This is a genomic window from Bradyrhizobium sp. USDA3516, from assembly GCF_057651995.1.
Genome location: NZ_JBYGYN010000002.1, coordinates 185854 through 210636 on the forward strand (window position 1 = coordinate 185854; position 24783 = coordinate 210636).

A 24783-nucleotide genomic window follows, 5' to 3' on the forward strand; every position below is an offset into this window, starting at 1 on the left:
TTCATAGCTAAGAGTCATCGTCGCCTTCCTCCTCGCGATATTCGCCGCCGAGGGTCAGGCCCTCGATCGTCGTGGCGCCTTTCGCCTTGATGACGCGGCGTAGCGGGACGGAGCTCTCGCTTCGCAAGGCCTCCATCAGCTGTTCGGAATGGGTAACGATCCAGATATCGGCGCGGCGTGATGCCTTGGCGATCAGCCGCGCCAAGGGCGCCAGCAGCGACGGATGCAGGCTGGTCTCGGGTTCGTTCAGCGCGATGAAGGGCGGCAGCCGATAGCCCATGAACACCGCGAGCAGGCAAATGTATTTCAGAGTGCCGTCGGACAATTCGTGAGCCCTGAACGGCCGCGGCATATCCTCCAGTTGCAGATCGAATTCGCACAGGCCGCCTGCTTCCCATGCACGGAGCTCGGCGCCCGGGAAGGCATCCTGGATCGCGTCCTGCAATTCCGTGGCGTCTTGCCTGATCGTATAGAGCGTCGCCAGAGCCGCAGCCAGATCGCTCCCATCGGCACTGAGCGAGGGCGTGGTGATCGCCAGACACGGTTGTCGAATCGGCGACGCCGGATCAGTGCGGAAGTCGTGATAGAAACGCCATCCGAGCATTGCGGTTCTGGTCAGATCGATCTCGGGACATTGCTTGCCGTCGTAAAATCCCGCGAGCGCCGTCTCGGACGGCAGCACCGCATCCTTGTGGCTGCTCCATGTGCCGCTGTCGTCGCGGACGTTGACGAGCGAATTCTTCCGCTCCATCAGCAGAACCGTTCGCTTGCCCTGCGTCGCTTCGATGCTTTCCTCCTTGATCATCGGCTCGCCCGCAAATGCCGCCGCAACCGGACTGGGAAATCCGATCTCGATGGAATATTTCAGGCGCTCGAATCTGACCGACAATCGCAGTCGTCCGTCCTCGCCGCGCTTGCGGAGGCCGGACCAGCAGACCGAATTCAATCCGCCCTCCTCGGCGATCGTGCGCGTGATCCGCCCGGTCGCCGCGTCGCGCAACAGCGACAGGGACTTGTAGAGATTGGACTTGCCGACACCATTCTCGCCGACAAACACGGACAGGGGATGGATGGGGATGGAGAGCCGCCTGATCGAGCGATAGTTCGAGATCGTAATGTCGGTCGGACGCATCAGGTGCTCTCAATCGGCAGGCCGGCTGTGCATTCGGCGCAGTGCGAATGGACATTCCTTCAATCCAGGGATGTAGTCTGGATCGGCACCTCCGGGAAAGCAAGCTCTACGCTCGTCATTCCGGGGCGCCCTCCTGGCGCGAACCCGGAATCCATTGATCCTCGTCAATGGTGGCACGATGGATTCTCAGATGCGCAATTGCGCATCATAGCTCGTGCTTCGCACGCCCCGGAATGACGAAGAGAAGCCTCAATGGCCGGTGTGCGCCCGCGCCGGCCGGCCGTGTGCTTCAGCTTCCTTCGCCGCCTTCGGCTCGCGGTCCCCCGCCAGCACGCGCTGCACCGAGACGAAGAACACCGGCACCATCAAGAGCGCCAGGATCACGACCGCGATCATGCCGCCCATCACCACTGAGCCGAGCGCCTGCTGGCTGGCGCCGCCGGCGCCGTGGGCGATCGCCATCGGCAGCACGCCGCAGATGAAGGCAAGGCCCGTCATCAAAATCGGGCGGAAGCGCAGGCGGCAGGCTTCGATGGTGGCTTCGACCAGCGGCTTGCCTTCCTTCCGCAAGTCTTTCGCGAATTCGATGATCAGAATCGCGTCCTTGGCGGCGAGGCCGATGATGGTGATCAGGCCGACGGTGAAATAGACGTCGTTGGGCAGGCCGCGCAGCATCGCGGCAGCGACGGCGCCGACGATGCCGAGCGGCACGGTGAGCAGCACCGCGAGCGGAATGGTCCAGCTCTCGTAGAGCGCGGCGAGGCACAGGAACACTACGAACACCGACAGCGCGAGCAGGAACGGCGCCTGCGAGCCCGACAGCTTTTCCTGCAGCGACTGGCCGGTCCATTCATAGCCGAAACCGCGCGGCAACCGGTCGGCCAGCCGCTCCATCTCGGCGATCGCATCGCCCGAGGTGAAGCCCGGCCTGGCCTCGCCGGAGATGCGCACCGCCGGATAATAATTGAAGCCGGCGATCTGCGTCGGGCCGCGCGCCCATTCGACCGTGGCGAAGGACGAGAACGGCACCAGCTGGCCCCGGCTGTTTTTGACGTTGTAGTTGAGGATGTCCTCGGTCCGCATGCGGTCGCGCGCGTCCGCCTGCACCACGACGCGCTGCATGCGGCCGCGGTTCGGGAAGTCGTTGATGTAGTTCGAGCCGAGATTGGTCGAGATGGTGTTGTTGATGTCCTCGAAGGTGACGCCGAACGCGCCGGCCTTCTCGCGGTCGATCATGAGATTGACCACGCCCGCCTCGGGCAGGCCTTCGATATAGACCTTCTGTAGCACCGGGCTGGCATTGGCCTCCGCGATCAGCTGGTCGGCGGCGCGCATCAATTGCTGATAGCCCTTCTGGCCGCGATCCTGGAGGCGGAACGAGAAGCCGGAAGAGTTGCCGAGATTGTCGATCGGCGGCGGCTGCAGCGCCGAGATTTTTGCATCGCGGATCGACGCGCCCAGGTCGCGATTGATGTCGTTGACGATCGCGGCAGCGGAGTCCTTCGGTCCGCGCTCCGACCAGTCCTTCAGCGTGATGAAGGCTTGCGCGGTGTTCATGCCCTGGCCGGAGAAGCTGAAGCCGGTGAGGAAGGTGACGTTGTCGACGCCCGGCCGCGCGGCGAGATATTTCTCGACCTTCTCGATCACGGCCTCGGTGCGGGCATAGGACGAATCCGACGGCGTCTGCACGTCGGTAGTGATGAAGCCCTGGTCGTCGACGGGCAGGAAGCCGCCGGGCAGGTTGACGAAGGCCCAGGACAGACCAACCAGCAGCGCGGCATAGACCAGCATCAGGCGGCCGGTGCGCTTCAGCGAGAAGCCGACCGTACCCGCGTAGCGAAATCGTATGGCCTCCAGCATGCGGTTGAACCAGCCGAACACGAAATTGGTCGAATGGCCGTGCCCCTTGGCGACCGGCTTGAGCAGGGTCGCACACAGCGCGGGCGTTAGTGACAGCGCGAGGAAGGCGGAGAAGCCGATCGCCGCGACCATGGTGACGGAGAACTGACGGTAGATGATGCCGACTGAGCCCGGGAAGAACGCCATCGGCACGAACACCGCCATCAGCACCAGGGTGATGCCGATGATGGCGCCCGTGATCTGCGACATGGCCTTCCGCGTCGCTTCCTTCGGCGGCAGGCCTTCCTCGGCCATGATGCGCTCGACGTTCTCGACCACGACGATGGCATCATCGACGAGGATGCCGACCGCGAGCACCATGCCGAACATCGAGAGCATGTTGATGGAATAGCCGGCGAGCAGCAGCGTGGTGCAGGCGCCCAGCAGCGCCACCGGCACCACGATGGTCGGAATGATGGTGTAGCGGATGTTCTGCAGGAACAGGAACATCACGACGAACACCAGCACCACGGCTTCGACCAGCGTCGTCAGCACCTTCTGGATCGAGGCCTCGACCACGGGCGTGATGTTGTAGGGGATCTCGTAGGTGATGTTGGCCGGGAAGAAGCGTGATAGCTCCTTCATCTTGGCTTCGACCGCGCTCGCGGTCGCCAGCGCATTGCCGGTCGGCGACATCAGCACCGACAGGCCCGCGGTCGGCTTGCCGTCGAGGCGCGTGTTGAACTGGTAGCTGAGGCCGCCGACCTCGACGCGCGCCACGTCGCGCAGGCGCACGGTCGAGCCGTCGGCATTGGCGCGCAGGATGATGGCGCCGAACTCGTCGGGGGACGAGAGTTGGCCCTTGACCAGCACCAGCGCCGAGGTGCGCTGGTTCGATGTCGAGGGCTCGGCACCGATGCTGCCGGAAGCGACCTGCGCGTTCTGTGCGGCGATCGCCTTGTTGACGTCGTCGGCGGTCAGGCCATAGCCGACCAGCTTGGCCGGATCGACCCAGACACGAAGCGAGCGCTCGGTCGAGTACAGCGTGGCGCGGCCGACGCCGGGAATGCGGCGGATCTCGCCGAGCACGTTGCGGATCATGAAGTCGCCGAGCCCGACTTCGTCCAGGCTGCCGTCGGTCGAGTTCAGCGTGATGATCTGAAGCACCGCGCTGGAGGCTTCCTCGATCAGGATGCCCTGCTGCATCACCGCGCGCGGCAGGCGCGCCTCGACGCGCTTGATGCGGTTCTGGACCTCGACCGAGGCGGCGCTGGTGTCGGTACCCGGCTGGAAGTTGGCGATGATCTCGACCTGGCCGAGCGAGTCGCTGGTGGATTCGAAATTGAGGATGTTGGCGGCGCCGTTGAGCTCCTCCTCGATCAGCCGCGTGACGCTGTTGTAGAGGTTTTCCGGCGAGGCGCCGGGATAGCTGGTCGAAACCGAGATCGAGGGCGGCGCGATGATCGGATATTGCGCGATCGGCAGCAGCGGCACGGCGATCGCACCGATCAAGCAGATGAACAGCGCGACCACCCAGGCGAAGATCGGCCTGTCGATGAAGAAACTCGGCATTGGCCGTTTTATCCTCGTTGTTTGGTTAGACCCTCATGGTGAGGAGCGCGGAACGCGCGCTCCGGACGATGCTGCGCATCGCCACCAGAACCATGAAGGCCCGGCTCTCTCCCGCGGCCATCCTTCGAGACGCCCGCTTGCAGCGGGCTGCTCAGGATGAGGACGACGCTTGCTGCGCGGAGCGTTACCGCGTGAGCTGCTGAGCGTGCCGGTTGTCCGCGGTCGCGTCCGCCTCCGACCAGGATTGCGGCTTGACCTTGTCGCCGGCCGCGAATTTCTGGAACCCTTCGACCACGACCTTGTCGCCGGGCTTCAGGCCTTCGGTGACGAACCAGAGGCCGTCCTGCACCGAGCCGGTGCGCACCGGCTGCACTGCGATGTGATTGTCGTCCTTGACGACGAACACCTCGCTGCCGCCGCCACCATTGCGCTGGATCGCCTGCTGCGGCACCGCGATCGCGTCGGAATCCAGACCCTGGTCGATGCGGACCCGGACATACATGCCCGGAAGCAGCTCGCGCTTGGGATTTGGGAACTCGCCGCGCAACGTCACCTGCCCGGTGTGGGCATCGACCTTGGCGTCGGAGAACAGCAGCTTGCCGTCCTGCGCATAGATGGTGTTGTCGTCGAGCACGAGGCGCACCTTGGCAGCATCGGAGGCGATGCGCTCGAGGTCGCCGGTTTCGAACGCGCGGCGGAGCTGGTTCATCTCGTTCACGGACTGGGTGAAGTCCGCATAGATGGGATCGAGCTGCTGGATGGTCGCGAGATTGGTCTCGTTCTGCACGGCGAGCGCGCCCTCGCTGACGAGGGCGGCACCGACCACGCCATCGATCGGCGCGCGCACCGTGGCATAATCGAGATTGAGCCTCGCCCGCGCGAGGTCGGCCTTGCGGCCCTCGACCTCGGCATGGGCCTGGCGTTCGGCCGCAATCGCCTTCTCGTTCTCGGCTTCGGGGGCGGCGCGATCCCTGGTCAGGGTGGCGATACGATGCGCCTGCTGCCTGGCCTGCGCCAATGCCGCTTCGGCCTTGGCCAGCGCGGCCTCGTTGGCCATGACCTCGACCTCGAACGGCCGCGGATCGATGCGGTAGAGCGGATCGCCGGCTCTCACCTCGCTGCCCTGGCGGAACAGGCGCTCGACCACGATGCCGGACACGCGCGGCCGCACGTCGGAGACCCGGGTCGGGGCGATGCGGCCCGGCAGCTCGCGTACCACGGCGCGCGGCTGCGGCTTGACGATCACGATGCTGACGTCAGGAGCAGGCGGCTGGGCGGCGGACACCGCGGAGCTGGATTCCTCGCAAGCACCCAGCAGCGGCGCAAGGGCCGCGAGCATCATTGCAACGCATGCCGATCGCGCACGAAGTCCAAACATGAAATGGGATGCCCCGATTGTTGACACTGATCATGCTCGCGCGAAGCCCGTTCTGGGCCTTTTGCACGCGGCTGATGCCGCCAAAATAGAACGCATCTGCTGCGATGCAACGCATCGCGCGGGCGGCTCATTGTCACACAGCCTATCCTATTGAGATTAGAAGGCTTTTGCCGTGTCACTTGATTGTGAGTCGAGGTTCCACCGGCGCGTGCTGCGGCCGGACATCGCAATCACTCGGCGGCCTTCATCCGGTAATGGCTGACGCCCCACTCTGTTCCGTCGGCGTAACCGAACAGGCCCGAGATCGCGAGCAGGAACCAGCGCCAGCGACGCATCCAGAGGGCGGTCTTCTCACCATGGACCCTGCGCAAGGAGGCTTCGATGGCCTCGCGATGCGCATCGAAATTGGCGAGCCAGTCGTTGGCGGTGCGCTGGTAGTGCGTGCCGCTCCAGCACCATTCCTTCTCGATGGCAAAGACATCGTCGAACTGCCTGACGAGGTGATGGCTCGGCATCAGCCCGCCCGTGTAGACGTATTGCGCGATCCAGTCGTCGCGATCGGCCGGGTCGGGCAGATGCGAGCCCGACCGGTGGGTGACGACATGCATGAAGAACCGCCCCTCCGGCGCGAGCCATGACCGGGAGCGCGTCATCAGCTTGCGCCAATTGCTCATCTGCTCGAACATCTCGACCGAGACGATCCGGTCGAACTGGCCCTCGGGCGCGAACACGTTCATGTCGGCCGCGACCACGCGCAGATTCAGCAGCCCGCGCAGCCGCGCCTCCTCCTCGACGTAGGCGCGCTGCGCCTGCGAGGCGGCGACCGCCGTCACCCTCGCGTGCGGAAACTGCCGCGCCACCCACAGCGACAGCGAGCCCCAGCCGCAGCCGAGCTCCAGGATGGCCTGGCCGTCGGCGAGACCGGCATGCTCGACGGTCTGGCGCAGCGCCTCCTCCTCCGCCTCCCGCAAGGTGGTCGCGTCGGTCTTGTAGAAGCAGGAGGAGAATTTACGGTTGGGGCCGAGCAAGTCGGCGAAGAAAGCCGCGGGCACCTCGTCATGCCCCGCTGCCGGGCCCTCTGCGATCGGCCGCAGCATCATCCGCCCGGCGAAGGCGGCATCGTCGCCGGGGCCCAGCACGGACAGGCGCGTCGCCATGCGGGAGCACAGGCGCTGGATCGCGGCGCGGATCACCACGTCCGGCAGCGGCACACGCTCGGCAGTCCCGATAATCGCGGAAACGACGCTCATGCGCCCCCCCGAATGGCGAACTTCTGCAGAGACCTGTTTATCAAAGCGCCGCTTCCGGTCCGGGTTCCCCGCGCTGTCCCCGAAATCGGCGCATCCGGCGCTTTTTTTGGGCCGGCGCTGTGCCATAGTGCGCGCCGCAAGCAAGCTTTACGTAACGGATGATACCGGCATGCGGTCTGGCACTTCCCGATCCACCATGGACATCGAGTACACCAAGCTGTCCTCGCCCAGCGTCTTCCTGGTGCGGATGCTGGTCTTCCTGGTGCTGTGCGCGCTGGTCAGCGTGGTGCTCTACAAGCAGATCATCCAGGCCTTCTTCGCCAATCCCGGGCTCAACGCCCTGATCGGGGGGGTGCTGTTCATCGGCATCATCCTGGCCTTCCGCCAGGTGATCCGACTCTATCCCGAGGTCTCCTGGGTCAACAATTTCCGCGTCGCCGATCCCGGCCTGGCCCCGGCCCGCCACCCCAAGCTGCTGGCGCCGATGGCGGCGATCCTGGGCGGGGAGCGCTCGGGACGGATGACCATCACCCAGACCACGATGCGGCACCTGCTCGATTCGATCGCGACCCGCCTGGACGAGGCCCGCGACATCTCGCGCTACATGATCGGCCTGTTGGTCTTCCTCGGCCTGCTCGGCACCTTCTGGGGCCTGATCGAGACGGTGAGCTCGGTCGGCAAGGTGATCGAGGGGCTCAAGGTCGGCGGCGATTCCGGCGCGCTGTTCGATACGCTGAAGGAGGGTCTCGCCGCCCCGCTCGGCGGCATGGGCATCTCGTTCTCCTCATCGCTGTTCGGCCTCGCCGGCTCGCTGATCCTCGGCTTCCTCGATCTGCAATCGAGCCAGGCGCAGAACCGCTTCTACACCGACCTCGAAGACTGGCTCGCCACCACCGTGCGCGAATATGGCAATGGCGAGGCGCCTGTCGCTTCAGGCGGCGGCGGAATCGCCAGCGGCGAGCTCCAGGCGGCGGTCGAGCGCTTGCGTTCGGTGCTCGAGGAAGGCAGCGCCGGCCGCAGCACCACGGCGGCGATGGCGAGCCTGGCCGAAGCGATCCAGGCGCTGGTCTCGCACATGCGCACCGAGCAGCAGATGATCCGCGAATGGGCCGACGGCCAGGGCGAGCAGAACCGCGAGATCCGGCGCCTGCTGGAACGGATCGCGCGCCAGCCCGAGAAGAGTTGAGAATGAAGTGGAGGGGCTCGTGCCCCGGATGCAGCGCAGCACCACAAGCGCGTTTACGCGCGTCTTCGACACGCTATGGTGCTGCGCTGCCGAGCCGGGGCCCAGTACCTTCTGAGTGACAAATGGGTCCCGGCTCTGCGCGGTTTCACGCTGCAGCGCGTCCGGGACACGAGAGTGGAGATCGACGACAATGGCCCTTGCCCGCGCCCGCCGCAGTGAAGGCGGTCTCAACTACTGGCCCGGCTTCGTCGACGCGCTGTCGACGCTGGTGCTGTCGATCGTGTTCCTGCTGTCGGTGTTCCTGGTGGTGCAGTTCTTCCTGTCGCAGGAGGTCACCGGCAAGGACAAGGCGCTTGAGCAGCTCAACGCCAAGATCGCCCAGCTCAACGAGCTGTTGTCGCTGGAGAAGCTCGGCAAGCTCACGCTCGACGACCAGGTCTCGTCGCTGAAAGCCGGGCTCGCCTCGGCCGAGAGCGAGCGCGACCGCATCAAGGGCCTCTATGACGGCCTGGCTGCCGCCGGCAACGACGCGCAAGGCAAGACCGCCGAGCTCGGCAAGGCATTGGACTCGGAGAAGGCGGTCTCGGCCCGGGCGCTGGCGCAGATCGAGGTGCTGAACCAGCAGATCAGCGCGTTGCGCCGGCAATTGGCGGCACTGGAGGAAGCGCTCGATGCCTCCGAGAAGCGCGACAAGGAATCGCAGAACCGCATCGCCGACCTGGGCTCTCGCCTCAACGTCGCGCTGGCGCAGCGCGTGCAGGAATTGTCGCGCTACCGCTCGGAGTTCTTCGGCCGCCTGCGCGCCATCCTCGGCAACCGCCCCGACATCCGCATCGTCGGCGACCGCTTCGTGTTTCAGTCCGAGGTGTTCTTCGACACTGGCCAGGCGGTTCTGCTGCCCGAGGGCCGCGCCGAGCTCGACACCCTGGCGACCGCGCTGATCGAGCTCGACAAGAAGATCCCGAGCGACATTCCCTGGGTGCTGCGCGTCGACGGCCATACCGACGTACGGCCGGTGAGCGGCGCGAACTTCAAGTCGAACTGGGACCTGTCCGCGGCGCGCGCGATCTCGGTGGTGCAATATCTGGTCTCGCTCGGCGTGCCCGCCCAGCGCCTCGTCGCGGCCGGCTTCGGCGAATTCCAGCCGCTCGATACCGGCAACACCGAGGAGGCCTACAAGCGCAACCGCCGCATCGAGCTGAAGCTGACGGAGCGGTAGTGGTGAGGGACGCGCGGTACTTACCCCACCGCCATGGCCGGGCTTGGCCCGGCCATCCACGTCTTTGCTTCCGTGTTCGTGGCTTCTCGTGGATGCCCGGGACAAGCCCGGGCATGACGACTTCATGATCCACCTCCGCCCCTACCGCGGCGAAGACGAGGCCGCCGCGATCGATCTCTGGCATCGCACCTGGCAGCAGGCCTATCCGCAGATCGACTTCGCCGCACGGCTGGAATGGTGGCGCGAGCGCTGGCGCAAGGACCTGGTGCCGAAGGCCCGGATCGTGGTGGCGGAGCAGGACGGCGCGCTGGTCGGTTTCGTCACTATCGACGGCGAAGGCTATCTCGACCAGCTCGTCGTCGATCCCGCGCGTTGGGGCTCCGACGCGGCACGGCTGCTGGTGGACGAGGCCAAGCGCCTGTCGCCCTCGGGCGTCACGCTGCTCGTCAACAAGGACAATGCCCGCGCGATCCGCTTCTACGAGCGCAACGGCTTCGCCCATGCGGGCGACGATGTGAACCCGACCTCGGGGCGGCCGGTGCTGAAGATGGTGTGGCGGGCGTAGGTCACGGCACCTCCAACCGTCATTGCAAGCGCAGCGAAAATGAACTCACGTGCCCCGGCTCTGCGGAGCGGCACTGCGCGCCGCGTCCGGGACACGGGAGCACTCAGGCGCCTTCAAATTGCAGCCTGGCCAATCTAGCGTAAAGGCCGTTCGCCGCGACCAGTTCGGCATGCGTGCCCTGCTCGACGATCCGGCCCTGGTCCATCACCAGGATGCGGTCGCAGGAGAGCACGGTGGCGAGGCGGTGGGCGATGACGAGCGTGGTGCGGTGGCGCATCAGCTCTTCCAGCGCGGTCTGCACCAGCGTCTCGCTCTCGGCGTCGAGTGCCGAGGTGGCTTCGTCCAGCAGCAACAGCGGCGCGTCGCGCAGGATGGCGCGTGCGATCGCGATGCGCTGGCGCTGGCCGCCGGACAGCGTCACGCCGCGCTCGCCGAGCGCGGTCTCGAAACCTTCGGGCAGGCGGCGGATGAATTCGGCGGCATGGGCGAGCTCGGCGGCGCGCTCCACCTCGGCATCGCTCGCATCGGGCCGGCCGAAGCGGATGTTCTCGCGGGCGCTCGCGGCGAACACCACGGATTCCTGCGGCACCAGTGCGATGCGCGCGCGGAAATCGCCGGGGGCGGCGGACTTGACCGGCACGCCGTCGAGCGAGATCGTCCCGCTGCGCGGATCGTAGAAGCGCAGCAGCAGATGAAAGATGGTGCTCTTGCCGGCGCCGGAGGGACCGACGATCGCGACCTTCTCGCCGGGGCGCACGGTGAACGACACCGCATCGAGAACCTTGACGTCGGACCGCGCCGGATAGGCGAAGCTGACCCGATCGAAGCCGACCTCGCCGCGCGCCGGCACCGGCAGCGCAAGCGGCGCCGCAGGCGCGGTGATCTCGGGCTTGACGTGGAGGATCTCGAACAGGCGCTCGGCCGCGCCCGACGCCGCCGAGACCTCGCCCCAGACCTCGCTGAGCTGGCCGAGGCCCGCCGCGGCGAACACCGCATACAGCACGAACTGGCCGAGCCGGCCCGGCGTGATCGCGCCGGTGAGCACGTCATGCGAGCCGATCCAGAGGATGGCGACCACGCTTGCGAACACGATGAAGATGATGATCGCCGTGAGCACGGCCCTAGCCTGGGTCGAGGTGCGCGCCGCTTCATAGGCCTGCTCGACCTCGCCGCCGAAACGCTTCTCGGCAAATTGCTCGCTGGTATAGGCCTGCACGGTGCGGATCGCGCCGACCAATTCGCCGGCATAGGCGGAGGCGTCGGCGAGCGTGTCCTGCGCATTGCGCGACAGGCGCCGCACCCAGCGCCCGAACGCCACCAGCGGCAGCACGATCAGGGGAATGGCCAGCAGCACGAAGCCCGACAGCTTCGGGCTCGTGATCACCATCATCGCGGTCGCGCCCAGGAACATCATCAGGTTGCGCAGCGCGATCGAGACGGAGGCGCCGACGGCCGATTTCAGCTGGGTGGTGTCCGCGGTGAGGCGCGAGATCAATTCGCCGCTGCGCGCGGAATCGAAGAAGGCGGGCGAGAGTGACAGCAGATGGGCGAAGACGTCGCGCCGGAGATCGGCGACGATGCGTTCGCCGATGCTCATCACGAGGTAGTAGCGCGCGGCGCTGGCGATCGCGAGCACGGCAACGACCGCGAGCATGACCGAGAAGTAACTGTTGATCAGCTCGATACCCTCGGGCGTCAGGCCGAAATCGATCATCCGGCGCACCGCGACCGGCACCAGCAGCGTGGTCAGCGCGGCGATGGTGAGCGCGATGAAGGCCAGCGCCGCGCGGCCGCGATAGCGGATCACATAGGGCGCGAGCGCCAGCAGCGGCCGCAGCTTGGCGCGGCCCTTGGCCGGCGCTTCGATCAGCTCGGCCTCGATCGAGGGGGTGTCCGCGGCGTTCATTCCGGGCTGATCGACATATTGGTCATCAAGCCGTTCCACTGCGCTCATGAGATCCGACCCATTGCATTCGATTGCTCCCAATAGGCCGGTGCAAGAGTAGTGGCAAATCCGGGATGTCCCTTAGGGGCAAACCCGGTTCACGGCGGCAGCATGGCTTGTTTTGCGGGGTTTCGTGAGGTATAGAGCCGCCCAAATCCGTCATTCGCGAGCCACCCAAGAAGGCGCCGGAGCGCCGAGGAATTGCCATGAAAGCCGAAATTCATCCGAATTATCATACGATTAAGGTCGTCATGACCGACGGAACCGAGTACCTGACCCGCTCGACCTGGGGCAAGGAAGGCGACACGCTGAACCTCGACATCGACCCGAAGTCGCACCCGGCCTGGACCGGCGGCAACGCCCAGATCATGGACCGCGGCGGCCGCGTCTCGCGCTTCCAGAAGAAGTTTTCGGGCTTCCTCAAGAAGGATTGAGCCGGCCGCAAGGCTGGACATGAAAACGCCCCCGGCAGAACCGGGGGCGTTTTTGTTTTGAGGCCACCGTCATTGCGAGGAGCGCTTGCGACGCAGCAATCCAGACTGCCTCTGCGGGGATTCTGGGTTGCTTCGCTTCGCTCGCAATGACGGCAGATAGACCCTACCGCTCGAACGCGGCCTTCAGCGCGTTGAGGTGCGGCACCAGCGGGTTGCCGATCGCGGCCTGCTCCGCCGGCGGGGTATGGATCGTGCTGTCGAGGCGGCGGACGCGGGTCTGCAGGCTCATCGAGCGGTGGATCAGGTCCTGAAGCTGCGTGGGCAGCTTCTCGATGGTGTCGGCCGGACCGGGATCGGCGGCGGTGAGCTTGACCTTGGTCTTCTCGCGGTTGGCCTGGCTCAGCGTCATCTCGCCTTCCTTCACCGCGCGGTGCAGCAGCAGCCAGGAGGCGAGCTGCATCAGGCGCGTGGTGAGGCGCATGCTCTCGGTCGCATAGGTGAGGCTGACGGCACGGTCGAGCGTCTTGGCCTCGACGCGGCCGGCGCCGTCGAGATAGGCGGCGGTTTCCTCGACGAGGTCCATGCCCTCACGGAACAAATTGCCGAACGCCGCTGAATTGGTGAATCGCTCACTGAGCTGAACGAGAGCGCCGTCGGCCTGCAAACGTTCCATGGTTAACGCCTCTTACGCAACTGTTTGACTGCCCGGCTTTGGCGCCGGCTTATGATGAACAAATCATTGCGCGGGCGAGAGGCGGAGTCCAGTGACAAGCGCGGATATGGTTTCCGCGGGTCAATCCTTTCGAATGCAACCGGGATGAGAGGCGCAAACCGGGCAGGGAACGCAAAAAAAGAGCCGCCGGAGACCGGCGGCTTTGAAAGTTGATAACAGGGAGGCGTCAAACAGAGTGGACAGGAGCCACTCGGTGTCCAAACGAGGACAGTTCCAGTCATAAACCCGAAAGCTTAATTCGAAGTAAACGAGCTAATTTTTTGTGATTTCGTTAGCCATGTCGGCCAATGGCCGAATGGAATGCGGAACAAAACTATTCGTCATTCCGGGGTGCGAGGAAGTCGCGAGCTGCGAGCGCAATTGCGCATCTGAGAATCCATAACCGCGACCCGATCAGGCAACCCGGCTCTATCGGCCTGCCCTCTTCCAAGAGCCTGTGCTTATGGATTCCGGGCTCGGCGCTGACGCGCCGCCCCGGAAGACGGCAGCGACAGGTCGCGTATCAAGCCGGGACGACAGCAATCGTGCGACCACTACGACTTGAAGATGCTGTTCGCCGCATCGCGCGAGGCGCGTTTCTTGGTGGCGGCTTCTTCCAGTCTTGCAATCTCGGTCTTGAGCAGCGCGACGCGCTCGGTCAGTTCCTCCACCGACAAAAGTGAGAGGTCCTGCCCGATTTCATGGCTGATCTTCTTGCGCGGGCGGTCGTCGTCTTCCATCGGCATCGTCGTTCCTCCTCTCCGTCCGCAGGTCGGACCACATGGCCTAAGGCGGTTGCCAGCCTGCACCGCGCTGGCTAAGCAAGGGCCTCGTTTCCTCCCGCACCTTTGCTCAAGGACACATCATGGACAAGCTGCCCGCGCAAATGACCGTGGTCGCCATCTCCAAGCCCGGCGGGCCGGAGGTGCTGGTGCCCGAGCAACGCAGTGTTCCGCAGCCCGGTCCCGACGAAATCCTGGTCAAGGTGATGGCTGCCGGCGTCAACCGGCCCGACGTCGCACAGCGCTCCGGCGCCTATCCGCCGCCGCCCGGCGCCAGCGACCTGCCCGGCCTCGAAATATCAGGCGAAGTCGTCGCGGTCGGCAGCAACGCCAAGCGGCACAAGGTCGGCGACAAGGTGATGTCGCTGGTCGCCGGCGGCGGCTATGCGCAGTACTGCATCGCCCAGGATGCCCAGGCGATGAGCGTGCCGCCGGCGCTGTCGATGAAGGAAGCCGGCGCGCTGCCGGAAACCCTGATGACGGTCTGGCACAATGTGTTCGAGCGCGGCGGCCTCAAGGCCGGCGAGACGCTGCTGATCCATGGCGGCTCCTCCGGCATCGGCACCATGGCGATACAGCTCGCCAAAGCCTTCGGCGCGAAAGTGTTCGTCACCGTGGGATCGCAGGACAAGATCGACGCCTGCCTCAAGCTGGGGGCCGACCGCGCCATCAACTACAAGACCGAAGACTTCGTCGCCGTGGTCAAGGAAGAGACCAACAAGGAAGGCGTCAACCTGATCCTCGACATGGTGGCCGGCGATTATGTCGATCGCAACTATGATGCCGCTGCGGTCGACGGCCGCATCGTCCAGATCGCGACCCTCAACGGCCCCAAGGTCAGCGTCAACATCGCCAAGGTGATGGTCAAGCGCCTGACCCATACCGGCTCGACCTTGCGCCCCCGTAGTAATGCGGACAAGGCGGCGATGGTGGCCGCGATCGAGCAGAAAGTGATGCCGCTTTTGCGCGAAGGCCGCATCAAGCCGGTGATGGACAGCACTTTCCCGCTGGAAAAGGCGGCAGACGCGCACCGGCGCATGGAAACCAGCGCACATATTGGCAAAATTGTGTTGGAGGCCTAGGCCGCCGGCCTACAGGGCAAGCCGGAAACCCTTTGATTTTCCTCGCTTTCGTGGCATCTATCGCGACGCACCGAACCGGATCGGTCCGGTCTGAAATCGTCTTCTAGATTTGCCTTGCACTGACGAGTTTGCGTCGAACGCGGAGAACCGACCTTGCGTCTGATCAGGTGCCTCGCGCCCATCGCGCTGGGCCTCATGATTCTTGTCGCCGCGTATCCAGCGCGCGCGCTCGACGCCGTCAGCGTCCGTAGCGACGCGCCCGCGATCGACCTCACCGGCGTGCTCGAACATCAGCGCAGCGATGCCGATCGTATCCAGGTCTCCACCGCACCCGGCACCGACGGCATCGTCCGCCGCATCGAGGTGCGCGCCCGCGAGGGCGGACAGAACTGGGTGGTGTTCGCGCTCGCCAACAACACCGACGACCAGCTCGACCGCCTGATCGTCGCTCCGCATTACCGCATCGTCTCCTCGGGACTGCTGTGGCCCGACCTCGGCCTGTCGCGCATCGCGACCATCACGCCCTCGATCGGCGACCGGCCGGAACGGCAGGAAAGCGCCACCGCAGACGTGTTCCGCATCACGCTCGACCCCGGCGCCGTCGTCACCTTCGTCGCGGAGCTGCGCACCGACAAGCTGCCGCAGCTCTATCTGTGGGAGCCCGAAGCCTACAAGGACAAGGTCAACTCCTTCACGCTCTACCAGGGCATCGTGATCGGCATCTCCGGGCTCTTGGCGCTCGTCCTCACAATCCTGTTCGTGGTCAAGGGCAGCATCATGTTCCCGGCCGCGGCGGCGCTGGCCTGGGCGGTGCTGGTCTATATCGGCGTCGATTTCGGTTTCTGGGGCAAGGTGCTCGACATGTCGAACAACGCCGAGCGCATCTGGCGCGCGGCGGGCGAAGCCATCCTGGCGGCGACGCTCCTGGTGTTCCTGTTCGCCTATCTCAATCTCAGCCGCTGGCACGTGCGCTATTCGCACATCACGGTCGGCTGGCTCGCCTTCCTCGGCTCACTGGTGGCGCTTGCGCTGTTCGACCCGGCGGTGGCCTCCGGCATCGCACGCATGTCGCTGGTGCTGATCGCCTTCGCCGGCTTCGCGCTGATCGTCTATCTCTCCACCCACGGCTTCGACCGCGCCGTGCTATTGATCCCGACCTGGTTCCTGCTCGTGGTCTGGGTGGTCGCGGCCGGCATGACGGTGGCGGGCTCAGTCACCAACGACATCGTCGGCCCTGCCCTGCTCGGCGGCCTGGTGCTGATCGTGATGCTGATCGGCTTCACGGTGATGCAGCACGCCTTTGCCGGCGGCGGCGCCAGCACGGGCGTCGTCTCCGACATCGAACGGCGCGCTTTGGCGCTGGCCGGCTCCGGCGACCTGATCTGGGACTGGGACGTCTCCGCCGACAAGGTGTTCACCAGTCCCGAGACCGAAGCCCTGCTCGGGCTGAAGCGCGGCACGCTGGAAGGCCCGGCCGCCTCCTGGTTAGAGGTGCTGCATCCGCTCGACCAGGACCGTTTCCGCGCCGCGCTCGACAGCGTGCTCGACCAGCGCCGCGGCCGCCTGGTTCAGGATTTCCGTCTGCGCACGCCGGACGGTCATTTCATGTGGTTCGCGCTCAAGGCGCGCCCGGTGGTCGGCTCGGACGGCGAGGTCTCGCGCGTGGTCGGCACGCTGACCGACGTCACCGAGCTGCGTAACGCGGAAGAGCGCCTGCTCCACGATTCCGTGCATGACAATCTCACCGGCCTGCCCAACCGAAAACTGTTCATGGACCGGCTGGGCGCGGTCGCGCATTTCGCCAAGACCATGCCGACGCTGCGGCCGACGCTGATGGTGATCGACCTCGACCGCTTCAAGCAGGTCAACGATTCCGTCGGGATTGCGGTCGGAGATTCCATCCTGCTCACCCTGGCGCGCCGCCTCACCCGCATCCTGAAGCCGCAGGACACGCTGGCCCGGATGGCCGGCGACCAGTTCGGCCTGATCCTGCTGTCGGAGCAGGACCCGGCCCGCATCACCGCTTTCGCCGAGACCATCCGCAAGACCATCCGCGCGCCGATCGCCTTCAACGACCGCGAGATCTTCCTCACGGCGTCGATCGGTCTCGCGCTGTCCGATCCGCAAACTCAGCTCACGGACGAGATCATCAAGGACGCCGAGCTGGCGATGTATCACTCCAAGCGCATCGGCGGCGACCGCATCGACGTCTACAAGCCGGCGATGCGGGCACGCAAGACCGATCGCCTGACCTTGGAGAGCGAATTGCGCCGCGCCATCGAGCGGCAGGAGATCACGATCCTGTACCAGCCGATCGTGCGGCTGGAGGATCGCTCCATCGCCGGCTTCGAGGCCCTGGCGCGCTGGGACCACCCGAAGCTCGGACGCATGGCGCCCTCGGAGTTCATCACCATCGCCGAAGAGACCGGGTTGATCGTCGACCTCGGCATGTTCGTGCTCGACCAGACCGCCAAGCAGCTTTCGGTGTGGCAGCGCGCGATGCGCTCGCGCGAGCCGATCTTCGCTTCCGTCAACGTCTCGTCACGCCAGCTGCTGCGCCACGATCTGATCCACGACATCCGCACCGTGCTGTCGCGATCCTCGGTGGCGCGCGGCACGCTCAAGCTCGAGCTGACGGAATCGCTGGTGATGGAGAATCCGGAGCACGCGGCCCAGATGCTGACCCGTATCCGCGAGCTCGGCACCGGGCTGTCGCTCGACGATTTCGGCACCGGCCACTCCTCGCTGGCCTATCTGCAGCGCTTCCCGTTCGACACCATCAAGATCGACCAGTCGTTCGTGCGCACCACCAGCCGCGGCACCCGCCCCGTGATCCTGAAGTCGATCATCGCGCTCGCCCACGATCTCGGCATGGACGTCGTCGCCGAAGGCGCCGAGACCGATTCCGACGCCGTCGAGCTCTACCAGATGGGCTGTGAATACGCGCAAGGTTTTGCCTTTGGCGAGCCGATGGACGCCGACGCGGCGATGCGGCTGCTCACGGAAGTGCGGCTCGAAGCTGCGAGCTGATTCTCTTACCCTCCCCTGGAGGGGGAGGGTCGATCGCGCGTAGCGCGAGCGGGGTGGGGTGATCTCTCCACTCGGGCACTGCCTCCGTTGAAAGACCATCACCCCACCCCGTCTCGCAATCTCGCTTCGCTCGATCGCGAGCCGACCCTCCCCCTCCAGGGGAGGGTGGCAACGCACCGCGGCGCTACCACCGCCTCTGCGGCTTCCGCTTGGTAAACCTGACGCTCTGACCATCCGGCATCCGTGTCGCGACAAATCCGGCGGCGAGGCAGGCTTCGCGTTGCGGCATATGGATGTCGGGGCTGCGCAAGCTGTCCCACCATGAGGCACGCTGGGCCGCGCGCGGCAGCGCCGCGCCAATGATCTCCTCGATCTGCTCGAAGCTCAGCACGAGCTCCTCCTGCTTCTGCCGCAGCAGATAATCGCGCAACGCGTCGTAGTCGTTCACACTCGTCCTCTCGTCAGGGGCGAAGTCGGGCTGCCCAAAACCGTCAGCCGCATAAACCGATTCTTAACTCATTGCGGCAGCGCCGTCGCGGCTTAAACACTACGCAAGCTTTCGGGCGCATCCACTATGGACAGGAGCGAACAATGTTCTCTGGATGGCGCGACGTTGCGGCCCGCCGGCCGTGGCGGATTTCGGCGAAGCTGCTGATCATCTCGTCCGTGGTGACGGTGATCGGCTTTTCCGCCATCTGCGTCAACGTCATGCTCGACATGCGCCGCGGCGAGGAGGCGCTCGCCCGCCAGACGCTGGAGAACCTCGCGACCACGATCGAGTCCGACGTCAGCCGCAACGTCGAGATCTACGATTTGGCGTTGAAGGCGGTCGCGAGCAACATGCTGCTGCCCGAGCTGGCGACGGTCTCCAAGACGATCCGTCACCTGATCCTGTTCGACCACGCGATCACTGCCAAGCATTTCGGCGCCATCCAGGTGTTCGACGCCGAGGGCCGGCTCGCCATCGATGCCTCCACGCTCGATCCCCTGCCCGAGGACCGCAGCGAGGAGGATTATTTCAGAGTTCACCGGGACAGTCCCGGCGCTGGGTTGTTCATCAGCCGTCCGATGCTGTTTCGCGGCGCCTACTCGATCGTGCTGAGCCGGCGCATCAGTGACGCGGACGGCGGCTTCATGGGCGTCGTCGCCGGCTCGATCCGCTTCAGCTATTTCCACGAGCTGTTCGATCGGCTCAACCTCGACCCCGCCGACACCATCACCGTGCTCAAGCGCGACCGCACCATCATCATGCGGCGGCCGTTCGATCTCGACATCATCGGCACGAACCTGAACGACCGCCAGAACTGGAAGGCCGACAATCTCAGGGTCGGCGCCGCCTATTCGGGACAGGGCCCGGTCGATCAGACGCCGCGGCTCTATGTCCGCAGCAAGAACAATGGCCCGCTGTTCGTGGTCGCCGGCAAACCTTTGGCCGCGGTGTTCGCGCTCTGGCAGAGGGAGGCGCTGCGCATCGGCGCCGTGGTGCTGGCGCTCATCCTGTTCGTGCTGGGATCGACCCTCGTGCTCGCGCGCGAGATCGGCCGCCGCGCCGAGGCCGAGCGCAAGCTCGAGGAGATGGCGACGACGGACGCGCTCACCGGCCTGAAGAACCGCCGCAAGTTCGATTCCGTCATTGACGTCGAATGGCGGCGCGCCATGCGCCAGAAGGCGCCGATCGCGCTGCTCATGATCGATGCCGATCACTTCAAGGCCTACAACGACACGTTCGGTCATCAGGCCGGCGACCAGGTGCTGGTCGGCATCGCCATCTGCATTTCCGATTCGGTGAGCCGCGCCGGCGATTGCGCGGCGCGCTACGGCGGCGAGGAATTCGCCGTGCTGCTGCCGAACACCTCGGCCGCCGATGCCTTCAAGGTGGCGGAGACGATCCGCCTCAAGGTGCAGGGCTGGTCCGACGATCAGGCGATGTCGACGGTGTCCTGCGGCATCGCGAGCCTGGTCCCGGCCGCCGGCATGGACTGGCCGATGCTGATTGCCGCCGCCGACAAGGCGCTCTACGCCGCCAAGGCCGGCGGGCGCAACCAGTCGGTGGTTGCGAGCCTGCCGCAGCTGTCGCTGGTGGCGTGAGGGCTCCTCGCCTCGTCATTGCGAGCGAAGCGCAATCCAGACCGTCTCCGCGGAGATAATCCGGATTGCTTCGTCGCTTCGCTCCTCGCAATGACGAGCGGTGCGCTACTGCCCCAGATACTTCTTCATCTCCGCGATCAGGCCGTCGCGCAATTCCGGGCGCTTGAGGCCGTAGGCGATGTTGGCGCGCAGGAAGCCGGGCTTGGAGCCGCAATCATGGCGCTCGCCCTCGAATTCGACGCCATAGAATTTCTGCGTCTTGGCAAGCCCGATCATGGCGTCGGTGAGCTGGATCTCGCCGCCGGCGCCGCGCTCCTGGGTCTCCAGGATCTTGAAGATCTCGGGTTGCAGGATGTAACGGCCGGTGATCGAGAGGTTGGAGGGCGCGGTGCCCTTGGCCGGCTTCTCGACCATGCCGTCGACCTCGAACATCTTGCCGTTGCGCTTGCCGACGCCGCAGATGCCGTACTGATGGGTCAGGTGATCGGGCACCGCCTCGACCGCGATCAGATTGGATTTCTCGCCGAGCGAGGAGGCCATCTCGATCATCTGCTTCAGGCAGCCGGGCGTGTTGAGCACGAGCTCGTCCGGCAGCACCACGGCGAACGGCTCGTTGCCGACGATGTCGCGCGCGCACCAGACCGCGTGGCCGAGGCCGAGCGGCGCCTGCTGGCGGGTGAAGCTGACCGCGCCGGCTTCGGGCTGGTTCTGCGCCAGGATGTCCTGCTCGGCTTTCTTGCCGCGCGCGGCCAAGGTCGTATCGAGCTCGAACATCCGGTCGAAATGATCCTCGATGACATTCTTGTTGCGGCCGGTGACGAAGACGAAGTGCTCGATGCCGGCTTCCTTCGCCTCGTCATAGACGTATTGGATCAGGGGCTTGTCGACGATGGTCAGCATCTCCTTCGGCATCGCCTTGGTGGCGGGCAGAACGCGGGTGCCGAGGCCGGCGACGGGGAATACGGCTTTGCGAATCTTCATGGGATCGATCGAATACCTGGGGGCACATGGGACGGGGAGCAATGGCATCCTTGCTAGCCTGTTTGCAGCCGCCAACAAAGGCGGATGTGGGGCCTCGCCCCGACAGACTTAAGAAAAAGGCCGCCACCAAAATTTCACCTTTGTTAAGCTATTGGCAACGCTAACCAGGCCTCCTGTGGCGGGTTTTTCAGGCCGACGGGTGGAATATGATGCAATCAGTGGCAGGACTGGCGAGACGGGCCGGCGGCGCAGTCATTGCAGCCGCTTTGCTGCTGCCGGCCGGCGCGCACGCCCAGGCGCAGAACGGCCTTTCCAACCTGTTCGGCGGCATCTTCTCCGGAGCGAACCCGGCACCCGCGCAGCCCTCGCCTGGCCCGACCGGCGCGCCGACGGGAGCGTTGCCGTGGAGCGGCGAGGACGGCGCCTCCGGCCATCCCTTGATGACGGCCGCCGCGATCCGCGAGGCTGCCGGCAATTTCAACAATTGCGTCGCCGCGATGTGGCCCGATGCCGCACGGCGCGGCGTCACGCAGGAGAACTTTCAGCGCTTCACCGCCGGACTCTCGCCCGACCTGCGCATCATGGACCTCATGGATTCGCAGCCGGAATTCACCAAGTCGATCTGGGCCTATCTCGACATTCTGGTGAACGACAACCGCCTCGCCAAGGGCCGCGAGATCCTCGCCAAATACAAGGCGCAGTTCGACGCCACCGAAAAGGCCACCGGCGTCGACCGCTACATCATTGCCTCGATCTGGGGCATCGAGTCCAATTACTCGACGCAGATCGGCGATCGCAGCGTGCTGCAATCGACCGCGACGCTCGCCTGCATCGGCCGCCGCCAAGCCTATTTCAAGGACGAATTCCTCTCCGCGCTGGAGATCCTCAACCGCGGCGATTTGCGCCCGGAGCAGCTGCGCGGCTCCTGGGCCGGCGCCTTCGGCCCGACCCAGTTCATGCCGACCGCGTTCAAGCGCTTCGCGGTGGACGGCGACGGCGACGGCCGGCGCGACGTCGTCGACAATCCGACCGACCTGATCGCGTCGACCGCCAACAATCTGAAGAAGGACGGCTGGCAGCCCGGCCAGACCTGGGGCTATGAGGTCGTGGTGCCGCAGGGCTTCAACTACATGCTGGCCGACCGCGCCAAGGCGATGCCGATCGCGCAATGGGAGAAGCTCGGGCTCAAGCGTCCGAACAACCAGCCCTTCCCGCACCCGGCGGAGAAAGCTTACCTGCTGGCACCCGCCGGCGCGCAAGGGCCCGGCTTCCTGATGCTGCAGAATTATCGCGTCATCATGAAATACAACCCGGCCGAGGCCTATGCGCTGGCGATCGGCCATTTCGCCGACCGCCTGCGCGGGGGACAGCCTTTCGTGCAGCCCTGGCCGCGGCAGGAACGCGAGCTGTCCCGCACCGAACGGCTGGAGCTGCAGCAGCTGCTGGCTCAGCGCGGCTATTACAAGGGCACCCCGGACGGCCAGTTCGGCGGCCAGACCAGAGAGGCCCTGCGCAACTTCCAGGCCTCGATCGGGGTCCCCGCCGACGGTTTTGCCTCCTCCGACGTGCTGGACCGGCTGCGCGGGCGGTAAAATCGCGCCTGAAGTAACCTTGAAGGGGGATTTTGGCTGATAGCCTTGACCGGGACTGGTGTTCCCCGGTCTATGGACAAGAATCTGCGATGGAATTTGCCCGTTTGGCGCCTGATTCCGTTATTATATCGAGCTAGCTCCGATCCTCCATTGCGCGTGCCCGAGATCGCATGTCGAAGAAGTCCCTGTTCAAGGCACTGACCGAGACCGGCCCGTTGATCGCGCTGGGGACGGCGCTTGCGATCCTGGTGTCGGTGGCGGCACCCGCCTCGGCGCAATTCTTCAACTTCCCCGGCTTCGGCGGTCCGCCGCAGCGTTCGGCCCCACCACCGCCACCACGGGGCGGCGGAGGTGGCGGCTGGTTCGGCGGCGACTTCTTCGCACCCTTCCAGCCACCGCCGCAGGCGCCGCGCCAGGATTTTTCGCGTGCGCCGGCACCGGCCAAGCGCGACACCGTTCCCGAGAGGAACGTGCTGGTGATCGGCGATGCCATGGCCGACTGGCTCGCCTATGGCCTCGAAGACGCCTACGCCGAGCAGCCCGACATGGGCGTGATCCGCAAGCACAAGACTACGTCCGGCCTGATCAGGTACCAGCCCAAGGGCGAGCCCGCGGACTGGGCCGCGGCGGCCAAGGGCATTCTCGAGACCGAGAAGCCGGACGTGATCGTCGTCATGCTCGGCCTCAACGACCGCGTCGCGATCCGCGAGCCGGCCGCCGACAAACCCGACAAGGCTGCCGCGGAAAAAGACAAGGACAAGAAGAACGACAAGGGTGCACGCGCCAAGCCGCAAGCAAAGCCGGGCGATGCCAAGCCCGGCGACAACAGCACCGCCAAGCCGGACGACAAGCCTGCCGACGCCGATCTGCCGCAGGACGACGCCGACAATTCCGACACGCCGGCGGCCGCGCCGGAAAAGACCGCGCGCAATCCGAACGGCCTCTACGAATTCCGTGACGAGCGCTGGGTCGAGCTTTACGGCAAGAAGATCGAGGAACTCGCGGGCGTCCTGAAGTCCAAGGGCGTGCCGGTGCTCTGGGTCGGCCTGCCCGCAGTCCGCGGACCGAAGGGCACCGCGGACACGCTGTTCCTGGACTCGCTGTACCGTGAGGGCGCGGCCAAGGCCGGCATCACCTATGTCGACGTGTGGGACGGCTTCGTCGACGAAGCCGGCCGCTTCCTGCAGAAGGGTCCTGATTTCGAAGGCCAGATCCGTCAGCTCCGCAGCTCCGACGGCATCTATTTCACCAAGCCCGGCGCCCGCAAACTCGCGCATTATGTCGAGCGTGAGATCACGCGCCTGCTTGCAGGACGCTCCGGCCCGATCCCGCTGCCGAGCGAGCCTGCGACACCCGACACCAGCGCCGAGCCGGGCAAGCCCGCGCCGCGACCGTTGGCCGGGCCGATCGTGCCGCTGGTTGCAGCCTCGATCTCGGCCGATCAATTGCTGGGCGGACCGGGCACGCGTCCCGCCGCCGTCGATGCACTCGCCGCCAAGACCATGGTGAAGGGTGAGCCGCTGGCGGCGCCGGCGGGCCGCGCCGACGATTATGCCTGGCCGCGCCGGGAAGTCGGCCGCGAGCAGGCCAAGGGCGATACGCCGATGGCGGCAACGACGCCGGACGGCGGGGCGGCTCAGGGCGCGGCCGCCGCGATCGCGCCGCCAAAGCTGGCGCCAAAGAGACCGCAGCTCCCGCCGCAACAGCCGGCCCAGGCAACGCCCACCTTCCGGGATTTCTTCGGCTTCGGCTCGCCGCAGCCCCCGCCGCCTCCGCGCCAGCTGGCGCCGGCGCCCGGACCGCGCAATCCGAATTCCAATCCGGCAATCCCGCGGCCGCCGGGTAATGTCGGCCGCTCCGCCGAGGTGTTCCGGTAATTCTCTCGTTGGTGTCGTTCCGGGGCGCGCGTAGCGCGAACCCGGAATCCATCGTGCACCAACAACGCCGATGAATGGATTCCGGGCTCGCGCCAAGAGGCGCGCCCCGGAATGACCTA

18 protein-coding genes are annotated in these 24783 nt (G+C 65.7%); 9 read left to right on the forward strand and 9 right to left on the reverse strand.

Features of this window, described 5'->3' with window-relative positions:
• Positions 1-7: 7 nt before the first annotated feature.
• The 4 genes from AC24YW_RS06795 to AC24YW_RS06810 all read right to left on the reverse strand — a co-directional run bounded on the left by AC24YW_RS06795 (position 8) and on the right by AC24YW_RS06810 (position 7171).
• On the reverse strand, positions 8-1132 hold the full coding sequence (locus AC24YW_RS06795) for an AAA family ATPase (protein WP_487482012.1): 1125 nt from the start codon (positions 1130-1132) through the stop codon (positions 8-10).
• Positions 1133-1381: 249 nt separating this feature from the next.
• Positions 1382-4543, reverse strand: a complete 3162-nt coding sequence (locus tag AC24YW_RS06800; protein WP_487482013.1) for a multidrug efflux RND transporter permease subunit — start codon at positions 4541-4543, stop codon at positions 1382-1384.
• Between the two features lie 184 nt (positions 4544-4727).
• Positions 4728-5921 carry an efflux RND transporter periplasmic adaptor subunit gene (locus tag AC24YW_RS06805; protein WP_487482014.1) on the reverse strand — a complete coding sequence of 398 codons (1194 nt, stop codon included), beginning with the start codon at positions 5919-5921 and terminating at the stop codon, positions 4728-4730.
• 230 nt (positions 5922-6151) lie between these two features.
• Positions 6152-7171, reverse strand: coding sequence for an SAM-dependent methyltransferase (locus AC24YW_RS06810; protein WP_487482015.1), 1020 nt, complete (start codon positions 7169-7171; stop codon positions 6152-6154).
• Positions 7172-7340: 169 nt separating this feature from the next.
• On the opposite strand from AC24YW_RS06810, the gene AC24YW_RS06815 reads away from it, so the two are divergent.
• The 3 genes from AC24YW_RS06815 to AC24YW_RS06825 all read left to right on the forward strand — a co-directional run bounded on the left by AC24YW_RS06815 (position 7341) and on the right by AC24YW_RS06825 (position 10141).
• Positions 7341-8357 carry a flagellar motor protein MotA gene (locus AC24YW_RS06815; protein ID WP_487482016.1) on the forward strand — a complete coding sequence of 339 codons (1017 nt, stop codon included), beginning with the start codon at positions 7341-7343 and terminating at the stop codon, positions 8355-8357.
• 190 nt (positions 8358-8547) lie between these two features.
• The gene (locus AC24YW_RS06820; protein WP_487482017.1) at positions 8548-9576 is read left to right on the forward strand and encodes a peptidoglycan -binding protein; all 1029 of its coding nucleotides are present in this window, start codon (positions 8548-8550) and stop codon (positions 9574-9576) included.
• A gap of 124 nt (positions 9577-9700) precedes the next feature.
• Positions 9701-10141: a GNAT family N-acetyltransferase gene (locus AC24YW_RS06825; protein WP_487482018.1), complete on the forward strand. Its 441-nt coding sequence runs from the start codon at positions 9701-9703 to the stop codon at positions 10139-10141.
• A gap of 103 nt (positions 10142-10244) precedes the next feature.
• Here the strand turns inward: AC24YW_RS06825 and AC24YW_RS06830 are convergent, their stop codons facing one another.
• The gene (locus AC24YW_RS06830; protein ID WP_487482019.1) at positions 10245-12095 is read right to left on the reverse strand and encodes an ABC transporter ATP-binding protein/permease; all 1851 of its coding nucleotides are present in this window, start codon (positions 12093-12095) and stop codon (positions 10245-10247) included.
• 197 nt (positions 12096-12292) lie between these two features.
• Between AC24YW_RS06830 and rpmE the strand changes: the two genes are divergently transcribed.
• A complete protein-coding gene (rpmE, locus tag AC24YW_RS06835; RefSeq protein WP_025034016.1) occupies positions 12293-12520 on the forward strand; it encodes a 50S ribosomal protein L31 in 228 nt (75 codons plus the stop codon).
• Positions 12521-12683: 163 nt separating this feature from the next.
• Here rpmE and rcdA read toward each other — a convergent pair whose 3' ends face one another.
• Positions 12684-13193, reverse strand: a complete 510-nt coding sequence (gene rcdA, locus AC24YW_RS06840) for a protease adaptor protein RcdA (protein WP_487482020.1) — start codon at positions 13191-13193, stop codon at positions 12684-12686.
• 593 nt (positions 13194-13786) lie between these two features.
• Positions 13787-13978 carry a DUF1192 domain-containing protein gene (locus AC24YW_RS06845; protein WP_172784857.1) on the reverse strand — a complete coding sequence of 64 codons (192 nt, stop codon included), beginning with the start codon at positions 13976-13978 and terminating at the stop codon, positions 13787-13789.
• A gap of 119 nt (positions 13979-14097) precedes the next feature.
• On the opposite strand from AC24YW_RS06845, the gene AC24YW_RS06850 reads away from it, so the two are divergent.
• Positions 14098-15096 carry an NAD(P)H-quinone oxidoreductase gene (locus tag AC24YW_RS06850; RefSeq protein WP_487482021.1) on the forward strand — a complete coding sequence of 333 codons (999 nt, stop codon included), beginning with the start codon at positions 14098-14100 and terminating at the stop codon, positions 15094-15096.
• 153 nt (positions 15097-15249) lie between these two features.
• Positions 15250-18126 carry an EAL domain-containing protein gene (locus AC24YW_RS06855; protein WP_487482022.1) on the forward strand — a complete coding sequence of 959 codons (2877 nt, stop codon included), beginning with the start codon at positions 15250-15252 and terminating at the stop codon, positions 18124-18126.
• A 184-nt stretch (positions 18127-18310) separates the two neighbouring features.
• On the opposite strand, the gene AC24YW_RS06860 is transcribed toward AC24YW_RS06855, so the two are convergent.
• The gene (locus tag AC24YW_RS06860; RefSeq protein ID WP_487482023.1) at positions 18311-18574 is read right to left on the reverse strand and encodes a DUF7662 domain-containing protein; all 264 of its coding nucleotides are present in this window, start codon (positions 18572-18574) and stop codon (positions 18311-18313) included.
• A 143-nt stretch (positions 18575-18717) separates the two neighbouring features.
• Between AC24YW_RS06860 and AC24YW_RS06865 the strand changes: the two genes are divergently transcribed.
• Positions 18718-20214, forward strand: coding sequence for a sensor domain-containing diguanylate cyclase (locus AC24YW_RS06865; protein WP_487482024.1), 1497 nt, complete (start codon positions 18718-18720; stop codon positions 20212-20214).
• A gap of 105 nt (positions 20215-20319) precedes the next feature.
• Here the strand turns inward: AC24YW_RS06865 and galU are convergent, their stop codons facing one another.
• Entirely contained in the window at positions 20320-21195 is an 876-nt protein-coding gene (galU, locus tag AC24YW_RS06870; protein WP_275516125.1) for a UTP--glucose-1-phosphate uridylyltransferase GalU, read from the reverse strand.
• A gap of 206 nt (positions 21196-21401) precedes the next feature.
• Here galU and AC24YW_RS06875 point away from each other — a divergent pair, with 206 nt between their 5' ends.
• Together AC24YW_RS06875 and AC24YW_RS06880 are read left to right on the forward strand one after the other, a co-directional pair.
• Positions 21402-22787: a lytic murein transglycosylase gene (locus AC24YW_RS06875; RefSeq protein WP_487482025.1), complete on the forward strand. Its 1386-nt coding sequence runs from the start codon at positions 21402-21404 to the stop codon at positions 22785-22787.
• 170 nt (positions 22788-22957) lie between these two features.
• Positions 22958-24664: an SGNH/GDSL hydrolase family protein gene (locus AC24YW_RS06880; protein ID WP_487482026.1), complete on the forward strand. Its 1707-nt coding sequence runs from the start codon at positions 22958-22960 to the stop codon at positions 24662-24664.
• Positions 24665-24783: the final 119 nt, after the last annotated feature.

Coding starts and splice junctions, on each gene's coding strand:
- AC24YW_RS06795 (WP_487482012.1), bottom strand. CDS start 1,132: ATGCGTCCGACCGACATTACGATCTCGAACTATCGCTCGATCAGGCGG.
- AC24YW_RS06800 (WP_487482013.1), bottom strand. CDS start 4,543: ATGCCGAGTTTCTTCATCGACAGGCCGATCTTCGCCTGGGTGGTCGCG.
- AC24YW_RS06805 (WP_487482014.1), bottom strand. CDS start 5,921: ATGTTTGGACTTCGTGCGCGATCGGCATGCGTTGCAATGATGCTCGCG.
- AC24YW_RS06810 (WP_487482015.1), bottom strand. CDS start 7,171: ATGAGCGTCGTTTCCGCGATTATCGGGACTGCCGAGCGTGTGCCGCTG.
- AC24YW_RS06815 (WP_487482016.1), top strand. CDS start 7,341: ATGCGGTCTGGCACTTCCCGATCCACCATGGACATCGAGTACACCAAG.
- AC24YW_RS06820 (WP_487482017.1), top strand. CDS start 8,548: ATGGCCCTTGCCCGCGCCCGCCGCAGTGAAGGCGGTCTCAACTACTGG.
- AC24YW_RS06825 (WP_487482018.1), top strand. CDS start 9,701: ATGATCCACCTCCGCCCCTACCGCGGCGAAGACGAGGCCGCCGCGATC.
- AC24YW_RS06830 (WP_487482019.1), bottom strand. CDS start 12,095: ATGAGCGCAGTGGAACGGCTTGATGACCAATATGTCGATCAGCCCGGA.
- rpmE (WP_025034016.1), top strand. CDS start 12,293: ATGAAAGCCGAAATTCATCCGAATTATCATACGATTAAGGTCGTCATG.
- rcdA (WP_487482020.1), bottom strand. CDS start 13,193: ATGGAACGTTTGCAGGCCGACGGCGCTCTCGTTCAGCTCAGTGAGCGA.
- AC24YW_RS06845 (WP_172784857.1), bottom strand. CDS start 13,978: ATGCCGATGGAAGACGACGACCGCCCGCGCAAGAAGATCAGCCATGAA.
- AC24YW_RS06850 (WP_487482021.1), top strand. CDS start 14,098: ATGGACAAGCTGCCCGCGCAAATGACCGTGGTCGCCATCTCCAAGCCC.
- AC24YW_RS06865 (WP_487482024.1), top strand. CDS start 18,718: ATGTTCTCTGGATGGCGCGACGTTGCGGCCCGCCGGCCGTGGCGGATT.
- galU (WP_275516125.1), bottom strand. CDS start 21,195: ATGAAGATTCGCAAAGCCGTATTCCCCGTCGCCGGCCTCGGCACCCGC.
- AC24YW_RS06875 (WP_487482025.1), top strand. CDS start 21,402: ATGATGCAATCAGTGGCAGGACTGGCGAGACGGGCCGGCGGCGCAGTC.
- AC24YW_RS06880 (WP_487482026.1), top strand. CDS start 22,958: ATGTCGAAGAAGTCCCTGTTCAAGGCACTGACCGAGACCGGCCCGTTG.